15 protein-coding genes and 1 pseudogene are annotated in these 16,496 nt (G+C 34.2%); 8 read left to right on the top strand and 8 right to left on the bottom strand.

Annotated features, from left to right (window positions below; translation table 11 throughout):
- Window positions 1-116 precede the first annotated feature (116 nt).
- The 4 genes from ABWU62_RS05395 to ABWU62_RS05380 all read left to right on the top strand — a co-directional run bounded on the left by ABWU62_RS05395 (window position 117) and on the right by ABWU62_RS05380 (window position 3,996).
- Window positions 117-398: a co-chaperone GroES gene (locus ABWU62_RS05395; protein ID WP_353288176.1), complete on the top strand. Its 282-nt coding sequence runs from the start codon at window positions 117-119 to the stop codon at window positions 396-398.
- Between the two features lie 89 nt (window positions 399-487).
- On the top strand, window positions 488-2,146 hold the full coding sequence (gene groL, locus ABWU62_RS05390; protein WP_353287766.1) for a chaperonin GroEL: 1,659 nt from the start codon (window positions 488-490) through the stop codon (window positions 2,144-2,146).
- A 286-nt stretch (window positions 2,147-2,432) separates the two neighbouring features.
- Window positions 2,433-2,936 (top strand): protein-disulfide reductase DsbD domain-containing protein, encoded by a 504-nt coding sequence (locus ABWU62_RS05385; RefSeq protein WP_353287765.1) that lies wholly within the window; start codon window positions 2,433-2,435, stop codon window positions 2,934-2,936.
- A 295-nt stretch (window positions 2,937-3,231) separates the two neighbouring features.
- Complete coding sequence (locus ABWU62_RS05380; RefSeq protein ID WP_353287764.1) at window positions 3,232-3,996, top strand: hypothetical protein; 765 nt, start codon at window positions 3,232-3,234, stop codon at window positions 3,994-3,996.
- Window positions 3,997-4,092: 96 nt separating this feature from the next.
- On the opposite strand, the gene ABWU62_RS05375 is transcribed toward ABWU62_RS05380, so the two are convergent.
- Together ABWU62_RS05375 and ABWU62_RS05370 are read right to left on the bottom strand one after the other, a co-directional pair.
- Entirely contained in the window at window positions 4,093-4,242 is a 150-nt protein-coding gene (locus ABWU62_RS05375) for a hypothetical protein (RefSeq protein WP_353287763.1), read from the bottom strand.
- Window positions 4,202-4,345, bottom strand: coding sequence for a hypothetical protein (locus ABWU62_RS05370; RefSeq protein ID WP_353287762.1), 144 nt, complete (start codon window positions 4,343-4,345; stop codon window positions 4,202-4,204). Before ABWU62_RS05370 ends, ABWU62_RS05375 begins: the two co-directional genes overlap by 41 nt.
- On the opposite strand from ABWU62_RS05370, the gene ABWU62_RS05365 reads away from it, so the two are divergent.
- From ABWU62_RS05365 to ABWU62_RS05345, 4 genes are all read left to right on the top strand, one after another.
- Window positions 4,339-5,344 (top strand): IS630 family transposase gene (locus tag ABWU62_RS05365; RefSeq protein WP_353287606.1). Its coding sequence is split into 2 segments (ribosomal slippage): window positions 4,339-4,800 and window positions 4,802-5,344, totalling 1,005 coding nucleotides; the frame shifts between segments, so codons are not numbered across the junction. The genes ABWU62_RS05370 and ABWU62_RS05365 overlap by 7 nt on opposite strands.
- A gap of 2 nt (window positions 5,345-5,346) precedes the next feature.
- Window positions 5,347-5,571, top strand: a complete 225-nt coding sequence (locus tag ABWU62_RS05360; protein WP_353287761.1) for a hypothetical protein — start codon at window positions 5,347-5,349, stop codon at window positions 5,569-5,571.
- Between the two features lie 287 nt (window positions 5,572-5,858).
- Window positions 5,859-7,196, top strand: a complete 1,338-nt coding sequence (locus tag ABWU62_RS05350) for an alanine:cation symporter family protein (RefSeq protein ID WP_353287760.1) — start codon at window positions 5,859-5,861, stop codon at window positions 7,194-7,196.
- Between the two features lie 254 nt (window positions 7,197-7,450).
- Window positions 7,451-9,562: a hypothetical protein gene (locus tag ABWU62_RS05345; protein ID WP_353287759.1), complete on the top strand. Its 2,112-nt coding sequence runs from the start codon at window positions 7,451-7,453 to the stop codon at window positions 9,560-9,562.
- On the opposite strand, the gene ABWU62_RS05340 is transcribed toward ABWU62_RS05345, so the two are convergent.
- The 6 genes and pseudogenes from ABWU62_RS05340 to ABWU62_RS05315 form a co-directional block, all read right to left on the bottom strand.
- Entirely contained in the window at window positions 9,549-10,139 is a 591-nt protein-coding gene (locus ABWU62_RS05340) for a Maf family nucleotide pyrophosphatase (RefSeq protein WP_353288175.1), read from the bottom strand. The two genes, ABWU62_RS05345 and ABWU62_RS05340, sit on opposite strands and share 14 nt — an antisense overlap.
- On the bottom strand, window positions 10,117-10,380 hold the full coding sequence (gene infA, locus ABWU62_RS05335) for a translation initiation factor IF-1 (RefSeq protein WP_353287758.1): 264 nt from the start codon (window positions 10,378-10,380) through the stop codon (window positions 10,117-10,119). Before infA ends, ABWU62_RS05340 begins: the two co-directional genes overlap by 23 nt.
- Window positions 10,381-10,451: 71 nt before the next feature.
- Window positions 10,452-12,626 carry a hypothetical protein gene (locus tag ABWU62_RS05330; RefSeq protein WP_353287757.1) on the bottom strand — a complete coding sequence of 725 codons (2,175 nt, stop codon included), beginning with the start codon at window positions 12,624-12,626 and terminating at the stop codon, window positions 10,452-10,454.
- 158 nt (window positions 12,627-12,784) lie between these two features.
- Window positions 12,785-14,062 carry an adenylosuccinate synthase gene (locus ABWU62_RS05325; RefSeq protein ID WP_353288174.1) on the bottom strand — a complete coding sequence of 426 codons (1,278 nt, stop codon included), beginning with the start codon at window positions 14,060-14,062 and terminating at the stop codon, window positions 12,785-12,787.
- Window positions 14,063-14,380: 318 nt separating this feature from the next.
- A pseudogene (locus tag ABWU62_RS05320) lies at window positions 14,381-15,320 on the bottom strand (IS630 family transposase); the annotation flags it as partial.
- Between the two features lie 14 nt (window positions 15,321-15,334).
- Window positions 15,335-16,340 (bottom strand): IS630 family transposase gene (locus tag ABWU62_RS05315; RefSeq protein ID WP_353287090.1). Its coding sequence is split into 2 segments (ribosomal slippage): window positions 15,335-15,877 and window positions 15,879-16,340, totalling 1,005 coding nucleotides; the frame shifts between segments, so codons are not numbered across the junction.
- Between the last annotated feature and the right edge of the window lie 156 nt (window positions 16,341-16,496).

The raw sequence follows: 16,496 nt of genomic DNA, 5'->3' as shown, positions 1-16,496 counted from the left end.
TAAATTATACACTTTTTCTTATATCTTACTAACTCCAGCCCTTGAAATGTAACCTTTAGATGACTAAATAGAATTGTAGGTTAATCATATTTAATGAGGAAGCATAAATGTCAAGTATAAAATTAAATGTATTAGATGATAGTGTGCTAATAAAGCCTATCACTGAAGAAAAACAAGGTGGAATTGTACTACCATCAAGCGCTGAAAAGAAGCCTACTAAAGGTGAAATTATAGCAATTGGTGGTGGTTCACGCAACTCGAGCGGAGAGCGCATAGCTTTAACTGTAAAAACTGGTGATAAGGTTTTCTACAGGCAGTGGGCTGGAACAGAAGTAGAGCATGATAATGAAAAGTATGTCGTGATGAAGGAGTCAGACATACTTGCTGTTATCAAGTAGGTATTTTTATTTTACTAAACTAATGCGTTATATAGTGCATTATGTATTTTAATATTCTAAATTTTTTATTAATTTAAGGAGTGATAAAAATGGCTAACATAGTAGTATCAGGCGAACAGTTGCAAGAAGCCTTTCGTGAAGTTGCGGCAATGGTTGACTCAACGGTGGGAGCAACTGCAGGGCCTAGGGGAAATACAATAGGAATTAGCAAGCCATATGGTGGACCAGAGGTCACAAAGGATGGCTATAAGGTAATGAAAGGCATAAAGCCTGAAAAACCATTACACTCTGCGATAGTAAGCACCATTGCTCAAAGTGCTTCTCAGTGTAATGACAAAGTTGGTGATGGTACCACAACATGCTCAATACTGACTAGCAATATGATAATGGAAGCTTCAAAATCAATTGCAGCTGGAAATGATCGTGTTTGTATCAAAAATGGAATACAGAAGGCAAAAGACGTAATATTAAAGGAAGTTGCGTCAATGTCTCGTACAATTTCTTTAGAGAAAATGGATGAAGTTGCACAAGTTGCAATAATTTCTGCAAACGGTGATAAAGATATTGGTAATAACATTGCTGATGCTGTTAAAAAAGTTGGAAAAGAAGGTGTAATCACTGTTGAAGAGAGTAAGGGTTCAAAAGAACTAGAAGTAGAACTTACCACGGGTATGCAGTTTGACCGCGGTTACCTCTCTCCATACTTTGTTACAAATAATGAAAAGATGAGCGTGGAGCTTGATGATCCATATTTGCTGATTACAGAAAAAAAACTTAATATTATTCAACCTTTACTTCCTGTTCTTGAGGCTATTTTTAAGTCTGGTAAACCTTTGTTTATCATTGCAGAAGATGTTGAAGGTGAAGCATTAAGCACTTTAGTGATCAACAAATTACGTGGTCTAAAAGTTGCTGCAGTAAAAGCTCCAGGCTTTGGTGATAGGAGAAAGGAAATGCTCGAAGACATAGCAGCTTTAACAGGTGCTAAGTATGTCATAAAAGATGAGCTTGGAATCAAGATGGAGGATTTAACTCTCGAAGATCTTGGTACTGCCAAAAATGTTAAAATCACTAAAGACAATACTACAATTGTTAGTGAAGACAGTAACTGTGACAAACAAAATAAAGTAAATGCTAGAATTAACCAGATTAAATCTCAGATTGAAACTTCAACCTCTGATTATGATAAAGAAAAGCTGAGAGAGCGTTTAGCGAAATTATCAGGCGGCGTTGCTGTGCTCAAAGTTGGTGGAGCAACCGAAGTAGAAGTAAAAGAACGTAGAGATAGAGTAGAAGATGCACTTCATGCAACAAGAGCTGCAATTGAAGAAGGGATAGTTCCAGGTGGAGGAGTTGCACTTCTTTACGCTGCATCTGCTCTTGATAAGCTAAAAGCTGCAAGCGATGAAGAGCAAATAGGTATCAACATTGTTAAAAAAGTTCTCAGTGCTCCGATCAAAAGATTGGTTAAAAATGCTGGTCTTGAATCTGCTGTGATCATTGATCACCTAATGAAGCAGAATGATAAAGAGCTTATATATAATGTTGAAGTTATGAACTATGCTAACGCATCAACAGCTGGTGTAATTGATCCGGCAAAAGTAGTTCGTATTGCTTTTGAAACAGCAGTATCTGTAGCAAGTGCACTCATTACTACAGAATCTATGATAGTTGATCTACCAAACAAAGAAGAAAATGCTTCATCACCTATGGGTGCAGGAGCAATGGGCGGAATGGGTGGATTCTAAGTAAACAAGAGCCTTGGAGCAAGTTGCTCCAAGGTATCTTTCTAGTTCTAAAAAGTCTTACATTTATAAAGGAAATAAATTTGTGATTTTCTATGCAAAGCCGCTACTATTTATATTTGTTACGTCTCTTTATATTATAACTGCTTAGCAATAAAAAAATAACATATGATTGCTAATATAGCTATATTGGCATAATATTATATTAATAAATGATTTATATAATATTATTTATTATAATAGATAGAATTGAAGTTATTTTCTTCATAAATAAAGTAAGATTATTCTTATGAAAATACATATACACTCAATCCTACTTTTACTTTTTTCTTGCACTCAATTGTACGCTGATGAAGAAGTTGCAAAATTTGATCTGCTCATTGGTAAGGTAAATGAAGCAAACCTCACAATTGAAGGCGCAATAAAGGTTACAATAAAACCAGGTTGGCATATATATTACAAAGATCCTGGAGATTTCGGCCTTCCTACTTCCTTTGACTGTAAGGGTAACATATCAAATATAGATATTCATTGGCCTACTCCCAAGGAGCATGAAGATAAAGTAGGACAAGTTATATTTGTTAGTAACATATATGAAAACATGGTATTACTTCCTTTCAAAACTAATATATTTCCAAATCAGGAATACGTTGATATTAACTTTCATATCAAGTATGCAATATGTAAAGATAGGTGTATCCCTAAAAATGCTGAGATAAAAACCAGTCAACCACTAAAGGATTTTATAGATCCTGATATCAATAAACTCATAAATGAGTGGTACAAGAAGTAAGGTTAAAAAGCAAAAGCTTAACAACTATAATTGAGCAAGAGATTTAAAAGTTTTGTGTGTAATTAAAGTTATTAATTATTTACTATATTATGTTAATATAGTAATATTAATTTTTTAGTATACAATCATGACTCATCAATATGAACACATAATAAATACAAAAGAAGAAGGAATAGAAGGTGTGATTATTACTACAGCATACGCTTCAGATGACATGCACAACTGCATAAAACGTGCAAATTATTCTACTCTTACTAAGCACATTTGTCAACCTGGTTGGTCTATAAAGGACCTATTGGAGGAATTTTTTCCTGAATTAATACACAATGAAAATATCATGCATTATACTAACCCAAACCCTGTTAAGGAATACTATGCAGCAAATTTTGCTATAACATTTGAATGTAAGGAAGATGCAAAGTGTGGGAATGCAATAGATTATACAAACTTTTTACCTAGCGGTATATGGTGTAGTGGAAAAGGTAAAACAAATACTAGCGGTAAGGGTTATCCTTACAATGAGCTCTCTGCTGATAATAATAATAAAAGTGCATGTTATCACAGTAAAGATTTTAATAAAAATGCACTTCATAACAAAAATTTCTTCTGGAATACAACGTGTCCTAATCTAGTATTAGATCGTAGCATAGAAGAGCTAAAAGAATGTGCAGGTAAAACTATAGTTGCAAAATTGGTATCACCTTTAATAATTGTTGATAAGAGTAATATGATAATAGATAAAGATGGCAACAATACTAAAATACCCTATCTTCACTTAGAGCACTTCTTAACTTTTGACGGCAAGCTTAAAGACGATCCTAAAAACAACTGTGTAATTTACAAGAACCTCACTAAGAAACCCACTGAATTAATTGAATTAAAAGATAAAGTTTTATGGACTTCCGACAAAGAAGTAAAGTTGATAATTCCTGACACTGGTAATATAAGATGTTTAGGTTCTCCTAGTGAAAGTGAGAGCGTAATTCAAAAGAGTGATGAGATAACTACTGATAACGAAGAGCTCCCTAGCTATAACTACAGTAGTGATTACATGCTATAATTTTCTTGAATGTACGCTCAAGAAAAGGTTTATTGCTACAATTTTCATGATACAAAAATAAGCTTAGGTATTTTAACTTTTGTATAAGTTTGATACCTATTCTCTTTCCTTCCAGCTATAAACATCCAAATAGATATCCATTGGCCTACTCCCAAGGAGCATGAAGATAAAGTAGGACAAGTTATACTTGTTATACCAATTCCCGCTATACAAGCAACGAATAGACAATAATGGAAAAAAAGCCATACTGGAGTAAGTAATACCAATTCCCGCTATACAAGCAACGAATAGACAATAATGGAAAAAAAGCCATACTGGAGTAAGTAAAATAGCGAGGTTTAGATGGCATTAAGATCAAAATTATTGGATGAAAAAGTGGTGGAATCAGCAAAAGAGATGCTGAAGAAAGTAAGAAATAATGCGTATGTTGCAAAAAAACTAAATGCTGTAATTGCAGCAAAAAAGCACAGTATAACAGCTGTAGCAAAAATATGTTGCATTTCGAGAAAGGCAATTACTACATGGATAAAGCACATAAAATTTGGAAGAGAAGAAAAATTATTTTCTCCACCTCAACGCCGTAGAAAAACTATATTGAACCAAAGTCAACTTGAACAAATTGAGGTGTGGATAGAGGAAAACCCCAATATTACTATTAGAGAAATGAGAATAAGAATCCAAGAAAGATTTGGTTTGAATATCAGCAAATCCACAATACATCGTAATATGCAAAGAATGAAATTCTCATATATCACACCAAGACCAGTTCATAGTGGACAGGATAAAAATAAGCAAGAGGAGTTTAAAAAAAAACCTCAATGAAACTATTGTCATGCATTCTGAAAAAGAGCTATTTTTCTTCGATGAATCACGGTTTGGTACATATTCAAAAGTTGGACATGGGTGGTTTAAAAAAGGCAGCAGGACACAGGTTAAGGTAAAATTAGGTAGGGAAAATTTTTATCTCTATAGTGCAGTTAATCCCAGAAATGGAGAGAATTTTAGCTTATTTGCACCAAACGTCAACACTGCTTGTATAAATATATTCCTTGAACAGATGTCGCAATATTTAGGAATACGAAAGGCTTTTCTCGTGATGGATTGCGCTAGTTGGCATAAGTCAAAAAGTTTAAAGATACCTAAAAATATCGAAATTATATACCTACCACCATACTCACCTGACCTCAATCCTGTTGAGAGGTTTTGGTTATATATAAAACAGAACATTTTGCGCAATAAAATCTACGATACAATTGTTCTGCTTGAGAGCGCTTTGTATAAATTTATTACCTCTCTTTCCCCTTCCACGGTTAAACAACTCTGCAATGCTTCTTATTTGGTTCATTAATAATGAGAGTTGGTATTAGTAATATATATGAAAACATCGTATTATTTCCTTTTAAAACTAATATAGTTCCAAGCCAGGAATACATCGATACTAATTTTCATATAAAGTATGCGATATGTAAAGATAGGTGTATCCCTAAAAATGCTGAGATAAAAACCAGTCAACCACTAAAGGATTTTATAGATCCTGATATCAATAAACTTATAAATGAGTGGTATGAAAAATAGGGTTCTCATGGGGTAGGTGTCATTCCAGTGCGTGACACTGGAATCCAGTTTTCTTTACCAAAAGTGCTTCATTCTATAACGCAACTCACCCAACCCACTTGCAATCTGGATCCCAGTGTCAAGCACTGGGATGACATCGTCTTAACATTGTACCATATTACAATCAGTTGTGATTGGGATGACAAGACAAGAGGTGCTAGAATAATGGAACCAAAGTCATACATAGAAAATAGGTTAGGTATTTTCAACTTTTGCTATATACTCAAGTAAAAATCTCTCTTTCACAAATGGATACAGTAAAGTTTGTTTTATTACTGCCAACAATACTACTCATACTAGTTGCTGGTGTTTACCTATCGGTTAAACTAAAATGGTTACAAGTGTTTAGACTACCGTATGCCGTTTCACTTATTGGAGCTAAAAGAGGAGAAAATAAATTTTCTTCTATAGCCGCCTTGTTTACAATCTTAGGAGGAAATTTAGGAGTAGGAAACGTTTCAGGCACTGCTGTTGCTCTAAAAACCGGAGGACCGGGATCCATTTTATGGATGGCAATAATTATTGTTGTTACTTCTGTGATAAAATATGTTACTTGTTACCTAAGTATAAAAACCAGAAAGGAAAAAAATGGACGGTTTATAGGTGGACCTGTAGCCTACATGGCTGATGCATTTAACTCTAGGAAAGCTACAATTCTGTTTCTAGCTGTTATAATAATGGTTTCAATAACAGTTGGTAACCTTGTTCAGGTAAATTCTCTATCAATACCACTCAGCATGGTGGATATACCTGTAGTCATTGGCGGCATTGTAATGGCCATAATATTTTTTGTTGTTGCAGCTCTCAGCTTAAAAAAAATTAAAATTTTTATATCGGCTATGATACCGATAATGACGTTAAGTTACCTAACACTTTGCGGTATAATATTATTTAAGTTTAGTGAAAATATTCTTCCTTCTCTAAAACTAATAACAAGCAATTTTTTTACAACTAGTAGCTTTAACTCTGGCTTATCTTTAGGTTTAATTTTAGAAATGTTGACTATTATTCAAGTAGGAACTCTGCGAGGTATTTTTGCAACAGATATAGGACTTGGCCTCGAAGGGATTGTGCACTCTTCAATTGTTCCTAAGAAAAACAATAATAAATTTATCATTGAACAGAGCCTAATCACAATAATATCTCCTTTTATAGTTGCACTTATAGTGTTCATTACAACAATGGTACTGCTTGTCACGGATTCTTGGATTACTGATTTAGAGAGCACCAACATGTGCATTTTTGCTTTTAGAAAAGCTATGAATTGGCCCTATACTGACTATTTAATTATGGCCATAATGTTTTGTTTTGCCTTTACTACTATCTTTACTTGGTTTTTTTGTTCAAAACAAACAATACGCTATGTATCTATGGATAATAAATACACTAAAATCTGGACTGTAGTTTTTACCTTAATCATTCCACTTGGTGCAATCGGTGGAGTTAAGTTACTCTGGGATATCGCTGATATCTCAATTGCTGCTTTGCTGCTCATAAACATACTTGCTATACTCAAGCTCACTTCTCAAGATCCAGAAGTATTTACTGTGAGTAACAGGTATTTGAAGTTGCAAAAGCAGCACTAAAGCAATTTAGGTTGACCAAAATATGTTTATAGTTAATTATAAGCGATATTTTAAGTTGTCATTCCAGCGCGTGACGCTGGAATCCAGCTTTTTTAGACTGGATCCTATGGTCAAGCCATAGGATGACAGAAGTGGAGCTATAGCTCGTGTCATCACGTTAGCAATACAACTTCTTTTAATAAAAACTAAATCAATTCCCGTAATAATTGTACTAGCTAAGGCTAAAAGGCAGAGGGTTATTAGTGAGGGAAAATATGAATACTCAAAGCACACAACAGTATCATGAATTCATTCGAGGATTTTTTACTTTATTCGATGAAATAAAAAAGGAGGACGACCCAATTTATAATTCTAGGATTGGTTTTAATGCAGTGAAATTTTTAATAAAACACGCTGATTGGGATTGGAACAAAGATAAAGTGTATGAAGTTGTTTTTCAGGAATGCGACAACGCAAAGAAAGCCGAACAAAAGTTTGAAAGTGAAGTTAAAGCAAGGTTAAAAGAGTATGTTGATGATGTTGCAGGAGTTTCAATATATGGCGATCATGCAAGTATTACACTGGGAGATGACAAAAAAGAGTTTAAAATCAGCGAGTTTTTAAATAGTGACTTTTGTCAGAAGAAAGGAATTTCGGGATTTTCAACGCTGCATAGTGATGGAAAGAGCGGAATGCACGGTTTTGTTGCCGAAGAAGGAGAGAAAAGAATAAGGCATTATGTTGTAACCGATGGTTCATATGAAATGACTTTGAATTGGCATGACAAAAATGGAAAAAAATGTACTATCAAAATTAAGATTGATAAATATGGTGTAGACCTTATTGAACGTAATGGTGTTACTGCAGAGCAATTAGAAGCAAACAAAGATGTAAAAATAGGTGGTTTATTCTTGCATCAAATACAATTTAGGGAAAAAGGACAAGGAAAATCGAATGAGATGAAAGAATCATCTGAAATCGCAATAAAAAGTAACAGTAGAGATATTGAGCAAGAGGTCAAAAAACCTGTTCAAAAACACCAAGCTACTCATATGAATCGAGAAATTGGGTCTCAGACCCCTCCGCTGCCACCACTTAGAACTAGTTCACTTCCACCTAAAGAAAATGTTGCCAATGAGCAAGGGAGGAATGCCTCTGCCAAGCCTGTGAGCCAAGATGGTGGGCAAAGAGATAAACAGAATAATCCAACACCTAATAATCAGCAAAAAGGTGCAACTTCTGATCCTCCGGACAGTTCTACTTTCACCAAGTCTGTAAGCCACAATCAAGATAATAGGCAAGAAGATAAACGGTATGACAATCCTACATTTGGACATGCTATACCTGGAAGCCAAAAACCAGATAGAAGTGAGCAAACACCTAATAATCAGCAACAACCTAAAACCCAGCAACAAGAAGGAAATAGCAAAGGCGATCTATTACAAGACATCAGAAATTTCAAGAGAAACAGCTTACGGCGCACTGGTGTTGTTGATGGTAGCGGAGCATCAATGGAAGGAGGCAGGAAAAATGAATCAACGTCTTCTATATTAGAAACATTGAAGGACAAAGTTCCTTACTTGCCTTATTCAAATATACATGAACATGACAGTGATAACCGTGGTGCTAGTGATGCTGAGTGGGAAGAAAGTAAACAGCAATTTCCTGTTCTAATACCTAAGAGTACAAATAGCTCTAGCTATTCATCTCCAGAAGCACCAGAAGAACACGGAAAAAATAGTAAGAGTGAAACTCATAAAGTGCCAATTACTAATCCAGCTGATCAAGTGTGGCTAAAGGATAAAATTGAAGGTAAAGAAAACAATCAAATAATTAGCACTGAGGAAAATATAGATGTAGCTGGATTGCTAAAAGACAATGCAGCGGAGACAAAAATAAACGACTCAGGTTACTCATCTCCAACTTACACTAGCCACTATAATTTTCAGGTCAATCCTGAGCAATTAGAGAAGAGATTAGAAACCATTGAACAAAAAGAGACATTGGAAAATTTGAATAAAGGATTGAGAGAACCTTCGCGCCAGGCTACTAAAGATTTATTCTCAGAAAATATGTTGGAAAAGATAAAAGAAGGTGAAAAATATGACCCTGTACGTAAGTTGTTAGAAAGAAAAGTGGCAGAACAAGAAAATGATAATACTAATCTGACTATAGATAAAAATAGCGAACTATATAAATTGCTAGAAAAAGATGCAGCACAACTGAAAGCTGGAATAGTAGAAGAGGAAAGAAAAGATACTTTAACAGAACGCAATGATAGTCCTGATCGCAATAGAATTGCATTAGCAAACAAAAATAGAAAATTACTTTGGACTAAACGTATTGCTGATAAACAGGAAAAGAATGATGGTATTAGTATAGGTTAAAGTAATTACTTAGCAAGCAATGGGTTTCATGTAATGGTAACCCTATTACAGAAGAGTAAGAACCACGTAGAAATAATACAAACATTCCAGCAAGACCTTGTATGTTGCACCCCCCTGCCCTGTTTTTCCACTCTTCTGATGCTAAATAATATTTAATTTCTTGTTCACTGAGACGCTTAAATTTCACTATTGTAACTACAGTCCTAATATGCTGTTTAGATTGATCAGGAGTTAATAGACACACACTGGTATATACTCTATGTCTTCTGCCTGATAACAAGCGGATGCATTTTTCTGCTTGTTCAACGTTTTCAGCTTTAAGCAATATCCTTCTACCACAAGCAACAACTGTATCAACACCAAGCACAAAGTAATTTGGATTTGAACTTTGTATTTTCTCAGCTTTACTTTTTGCCATACGGATTGAGTAGTCCTTCGGAAGTTCCTTTCTTAAAGGGGCTTCATCTATGTCTGCTGGCAAAACTAAGCCTGGCTTAATATTGATTTGTTTTAGTAAAGCTATACGCCTTTTCGATGATGAAGCAAGAATAAGATTATTTAGAGATTGTTCTGTCACTTGTACTTTTAAGTCTTCTAATGATCCGACCTTTTTTTGCATTCCTATCGTAAATGCTCATCTCAACTAACACCCTATCCCCTATAATGATGCGTATTTTACTTCTTCTCACTTTCCCTGATACATGACAGATAATCTCATGTTCATTGTCCAGCTTCACTCTAAATTCTGCTGCAGGTAGTAAAGCAGTTACTGCCCCTTCCACTTCAAAAAGTGTTTTTGATTTGTCTTCTTTTATCATTGTCGTATTATAATTTAATAATCTTTTTCAGTCTACTATAGATTTTAAATTATTATCAATACAGGAGATTTTTATACTCTACTTGAGTATTGCTCTTGCAACTTAACTCCAATCATCTCCTTAACAATGCAAGAGGAAAGCGAGCTACCTACGCTTCTACTCTCTACTACCTTCTCAATAGAAGTTATGTTAGAAGATAAATCATTATCACAATTTTCCTCATCGCTATCAAGTCCACTATCAAAACTTGAAGATCTGGATAACTCTGTCTTCTTTTGTGAGGCACTATCAGGCTCACTAAAAACGTTTCCTGCTAGAGTATAAAATTGATGATTGAAGCTTCTTTGTTCAATAGAACTCATGTTAGAAGATAAACCATTATCACTACCATATCCGCCATCAGAGCTTGAAGATCTGAGTAACGTCATCTTTTCTTCCAGTGGAACACAAGACTCATTATTAGTCTCATTGAAAATATTTCTTGTTGGAGTATAAAATTGATCATTGAGGCTTCTTTGTTCATCAGCATGAATTTTTTCTCCCAGTCCATCAGCTATTTCTACAACTTTATCATCCCATTCATTCTCACACTCTAGCTTGCTTCTTAACTCTTCAACTTCCCATGCTAGTTTGCATATCCCTTGTTCATAAGATTCCAGTTGTGCTTTATGCTCATCTTTCAACTCTTGCACTTGAAGTTTTAAATTGCTTATATACTGCTCCTTTTCCTTCATTATGTGTGCTGCTTCTTTTAATTTGTCTTCTAACTCCTTCTTTTCTGTATTAACACCTTTTAGCTTATCCTCTAGCTTTCCTTTTGCTCTACATACATTTTTAAGTTCTTGTGCTTTCTCTTGTAACTCTGCTAACACACTTGCTAACTTTTCATCTTTTTGTGCCAGTTCAGTTTGCAATTCCGTGTTTTTTCGCTCTTCTTTTCCAAAACTGTTTTGTAAATCAGTTATTTGTTGTGAAGCAATTTCTGGTTGAGTTCCAGTGTGCTGTAAATTGACTTCCAATGCATTGCTATTAATAGAAGGAGAAGAAGGAAGGCTATTATCAGCATCAACTTTATGATCTAACTTCCCCTCTGGTTCCTTACCTTGATAAGCCACCATAGATTCATTGTAAAAATTAATAGGAGTAGCCCTATCCTCTTCTAGTGATTCCATTACAGCATCATATAAGGAGAGACCTTGAATATATAATTCATCGTTTTGCTTTATTAATTCTAGAATCTCCTTCGATGAAACAAAATCTTCACCATTAAATTTTAGTATTTCAGTTATGCCATCGCTACTCACATTCATAATCATGGCACACATTCCTGATCCATCTTTTGCAGGCCAAGTGCTTGTCATTTCATAATATGCACCTTCTTTAAATTCATAATATCTTTTCTTATCTTTTTTATGAGCGTGTATTTCATGTTTTTTATTGCAATAGATATTAAGTTCTTTAGTATCTTTCTCTTGCTGTAAAACGTCACTAATCTTTGTTGGCTCATTTTTATCGTAATGAATAAGGTTAACATTCAAAACTCTATGAGCGTTACCGGTTTCTGTGTAATAAGCTTGAAGCTCTACGTCTTTCCTCTCAAAATATTTACTTGCAGCTTTTTTTCCCTGTTCTGCCAATTCTATGCATTTATTTATATCTTCCTTAAAGCTCTCATTAGCAGACTCTGTTACTGCTTTGTCTATGTACGTTTGTTTAAAATCTCTATCGTTTATTAGGTCATAAAAACTCCACTCATCCCAAAAAGCCCTCTGCACGCAAGTGAAATTCTTTTTCTCCTTTAGTTTTCTTAAGAACTGCACCTTCTCCTTCAGATTTTTCAGTTGAAAGCTTATCCCTGCCTTTACACTAGAGTTTTTAGCAGGAATACTCATTTCTTCTAATTCTTTAAATAATTTATTATCTTTTATGATTGAGTAACAAAACTTTACGATAGCAAAATTTGCAAACGAAGGATCTTTTTTTATATCTTCATCAATAATTTCTTTAAAACGTTCAAATTGAGGTAGAACATAAAAATCGATTATTTCTTTTTCTGATCTCGTTTTATTAGCATGAGAGATATTATCTAATTGTGAATATAACTCTTTGAATGTATGGTAGATAAGTGTAGAGTAATAAACTTCCCTATTCAGTAAAGTTGGTCCTATACAAAAATGCTTTTCAAATTGATCACCTATTTTTCCTGCATCTACTTCTTTATCTTCCTTAGTCAAACCTGCAATCATAATATACCCCTTATAACTATATTTATATTATAACAATCAACATGTATTTAAGAAAAATCACACTGCTCACTGTACGTTTACACTGCTACTTTGCATAATAGATTGCTTAAAGTCACACAAGTATCGTTTTTTATTAGATAAAAGTTAACAAGACGTTTTCATAGATTTTTAAGCTTAATAACATCCTCTCTATTGGGACTAGTTGAAATTAGATGAATTGATACGCCTATTAATTCTTCTATTTTTCTCACATATTTCATCAAATTTGCAGGTAATTCCTTAACTGACCTTTTGCCTTGAGTTTTCTCTTTCCAACCAGGAAATTCTTCGTATATTGGCTCTAATTCTTTTTGTATTGAATGTGATGCGGGTAAATAATCATACATTTTTCCGCCATACTTATAACCAGTGCCTATTTTAATAGTATCAAAAGAATCAAGAATATCTAATTTGGTTAATACAATGCTTGAAACTCCAGAGAGTTGTACGGCCTGGCGCACTAAAACTGCGTCAAACCATCCGCAGCGCCTTCTTCTATTGCTTACTGTTCCAAGTTCCTTACCTATAGAAAATAAGCTGTCTCCAATCTCGTTATTTTGTTCAGTAGGAAATGGACCATTACCCACTCTTGTTGTATACGCTTTTGCTACACCAATAATGTGAGCATTGTAGGATAATCCTGAGCCTGTTATCGCTTGCGATGCTACGGTATTACTTGAAGTAACAAAAGGGTAAGTTCCATGGTCGATATCTAAAAATGCGCCTTGAGCGCCTTCAAATATTATTTTCTTACCTTCTTTCATAAAATCATTTAGTATCTTCCACACAGGTTTTTTATATAAAAGAATTTTTTCTGAAATCTCTTGAATTTCCTTTAATATTTCTTCTTTTTTAACTACCTGGTAGTTAAGTCCTTTTCTGATAGCATTATGGTAACTCAGGAGAGCATCCACTCTTTGATTGAGCTCATCTGCGTTTTCTAAGTCACAAAGGCGTATAGCTCTCCTGCCAACTTTATCTTCATAACATGGCCCTATCCCTTTGTTTGTTGTACCAATTTTGTTATTTCCGTTTAAATCTTCAAATAGCTTTTCCTTGTCCTTATGTACGCTAAGTATTAATGGACAGCTCTCGGATACCATCAAGTTGTTATAGTTTACGTCCACTCCTTCAACTTTCAATGACTCTATTTCTGAAACTAGAGCATGTGAATCAAGAGCAACACCGTTTCCTATAATAGATATTTTGTCCGCTCTCAAAACAGCAGAGGGCAGTAAATTTAATTTATAAACCTCATCATCTATTACTATAGTGTGCCCTGCATTATTTCCTCCCTGAAATCTTACAACTACATCTGCATTCTCAGAAAGATAATCTACTATTTTACCCTTGCCTTCGTCACCCCATTGCAGACCAACAATTACAATGTTATTCATCATTATTTTCTAGATTAATACGTAAATATTAATGCAACATGCTACAAATGAAAAGAGAAATCTACGCCTTTCCTGCACTTCTTAAATAAAGAAATATACTGTCGATTTTCTTAATATATTACCAAATTATTCATCATTATATGGTACAACTTACAGCATATTTATAGTAAGGTGTTGATTATGAAAGAGGCAAAGGAAAGTCCATTAGTTAGATTAAAGGCCACAGCTAAAGAATTCAATTTTAGTAAATTAAGAGCAAATCAAGATAATAAATTAGCGAATTCCGGTGAAACAATGTTCTTATACCAACTCTCATTATTAATGAACCAAATAAGAAGCATTGCAGAGTTGTTTAACCGTGGAAGGGGAAAGAGAGGTAATAAAATTACACAAAGCGCTCTCAAGCAGAACAATTGTATCGTAGATTTTATTGCGCAAAATGTTCTGTTTTATATATAACCAAAACCTCTCAACAGGATTGAGGTCAGGTGAGTATGGTGGTAGGTATATAATTTCGATATTTTTAGGTATCTTTAAACTTTTTGACTTATGCCAACTAGCGCAATCCATCACGAGAAAAGCCTTTCGTATTCCTAAATATTGCGACATCTGTTCAAGGAATATATTTATACAAGCAGTGTTGACGTTTGGTGCAAATAAGCTAAAATTCTCTCCATTTCTGGGATTAACTGCACTATAGAGATAAAAATTTTCCCTACCTAATTTTACCTTAACCTGTGTCCTACTGCCTTTTTTAAACCACCCATGTCCAACTTTTGAATGTGTACCAAACCGTGATTCATCGAAGAAAAATAGCTCTTTTTCAGAATGCATGACAATAGTTTCATTGAGGTTTTTTTTTAAACTCCTCTTGCTTATTTTTATCCTGTCCACTATGAACTGGTCTTGGTGTGATATATGAGAATTTCATTCTTTGCATATTACGATGTATTGTGGATTTGCTGATATTCAAACCAAATCTTTCTTGGATTCTTATTCTCATTTCTCTAATAGTAATATTGGGGTTTTCCTCTATCCACACCTCAATTTGTTCAAGTTGACTTTGGTTCAATATAGTTTTTCTACGGCGTTGAGGTGGAGAAAATAATTTTTCTTCTCTTCCAAATTTTATGTGCTTTATCCATGTAGTAATTGCCTTTCTCGAAATGCAACATATTTTTGCTACAGCTGTTATACTGTGCTTTTTTGCTGCAATTACAGCATTTAGTTTTTTTGCAACATACGCATTATTTCTTATACCAACTCTCATTATTAATGAACCAAATAAGAAGCATTGCAGAGTTGTTTAACCGTGGAAGGGGAAAGAGAGGTAATAAATTTACACAAAGCGCTCTCAAGCAGAACAATTGTATCGTAGATTTTATTGCGCAAAATGTTCTGTTTTATATATAACCAAAACCTCTCAACAGGATTGAGGTCAGGTGAGTATGGTGGTAGGTATATAATTTCGATATTTTTAGGTATCTTTAAACTTTTTGACTTATGCCAACTAGCGCAATCCATCACGAGAAAAGCCTTTCGTATTCCTAAATATTGCGACATCTGTTCAAGGAATATATTTATACAAGCAGTGTTGACGTTTGGTGCAAATAAGCTAAAATTCTCTCCATTTCTGGGATTAACTGCACTATAGAGATAAAAATTTTCCCTACCTAATTTTACCTTAACCTGTGTCCTACTGCCTTTTTTAAACCACCCATGTCCAACTTTTGAATGTGTACCAAACCGTGATTCATCGAAGAAAAATAGCTCTTTTTCAGAATGCATGACAATAGTTTCATTGAGGTTTTTTTTTAAACTCCTCTTGCTTATTTTTATCCTGTCCACTATGAACTGGTCTTGGTGTGATATATGAGAATTTCATTCTTTGCATATTACGATGTATTGTGGATTTGCTGATATTCAAACCAAATCTTTCTTGGATTCTTATTCTCATTTCTCTAATAGTAATATTGGGGTTTTCCTCTATCCACACCTCAATTTGTTCAAGTTGACTTTGGTTCAATATAGTTTTTCTACGGCGTTGAGGTGGAGAAAATAATTTTTCTTCTCTTCCAAATTTTATGTGCTTTATCCATGTAGTAATTGCCTTTCTCGAAATGCAACATATTTTTGCTACAGCTGTTATACTGTGCTTTTTTGCTGCAATTACAGCATTTAGTTTTTTTGCAACATACGCATTATTTCTTACTTTCTTCAGCATCTCTTTTGCTGATTCCACCACTTTTTCATCCAATAATTTTGATCTTAATGCCATCTAAACCTCGCTATTTTACTTACTCCAGTATGGCTTTTTTTCCATTATTGTCTATTCGTTGCTTGTATAGCGGGAATTGGTATTACTTTCTTCAGCATCTCTTTTGCTGATTCCACCACTTTTTCATCCAATAATTTTGATCTTAATGCCATCTAA

The organism is Wolbachia endosymbiont (group B) of Gerris lacustris (assembly GCF_964028355.1).
In the GTDB taxonomy this organism is placed as follows: Bacteria; Pseudomonadota; Alphaproteobacteria; order Rickettsiales; family Anaplasmataceae; genus Wolbachia.
Note: the sequence above shows the minus strand (reverse complement) of the source record. Positions and strands in the feature narration are given on the sequence as shown.

Coding starts and splice junctions, on each gene's coding strand:
- ABWU62_RS05375 (WP_353287763.1), bottom strand. CDS start 4,242: ATGGCTTTTTTTCCATTATTGTCTATTCGTTGCTTGTATAGCGGGAAT.
- ABWU62_RS05385 (WP_353287765.1), top strand. CDS start 2,433: ATGAAAATACATATACACTCAATCCTACTTTTACTTTTTTCTTGCACT.
- ABWU62_RS05370 (WP_353287762.1), bottom strand. CDS start 4,345: ATGCCATCTAAACCTCGCTATTTTACTTACTCCAGTATGGCTTTTTTT.
- infA (WP_353287758.1), bottom strand. CDS start 10,380: ATGATAAAAGAAGACAAATCAAAAACACTTTTTGAAGTGGAAGGGGCA.
- ABWU62_RS05325 (WP_353288174.1), bottom strand. CDS start 14,062: ATGAATAACATTGTAATTGTTGGTCTGCAATGGGGTGACGAAGGCAAG.
- ABWU62_RS05345 (WP_353287759.1), top strand. CDS start 7,451: ATGAATACTCAAAGCACACAACAGTATCATGAATTCATTCGAGGATTT.
- groL (WP_353287766.1), top strand. CDS start 488: ATGGCTAACATAGTAGTATCAGGCGAACAGTTGCAAGAAGCCTTTCGT.
- ABWU62_RS05360 (WP_353287761.1), top strand. CDS start 5,347: ATGAGAGTTGGTATTAGTAATATATATGAAAACATCGTATTATTTCCT.
- ABWU62_RS05330 (WP_353287757.1), bottom strand. CDS start 12,626: ATGATTGCAGGTTTGACTAAGGAAGATAAAGAAGTAGATGCAGGAAAA.
- ABWU62_RS05350 (WP_353287760.1), top strand. CDS start 5,859: ATGGATACAGTAAAGTTTGTTTTATTACTGCCAACAATACTACTCATA.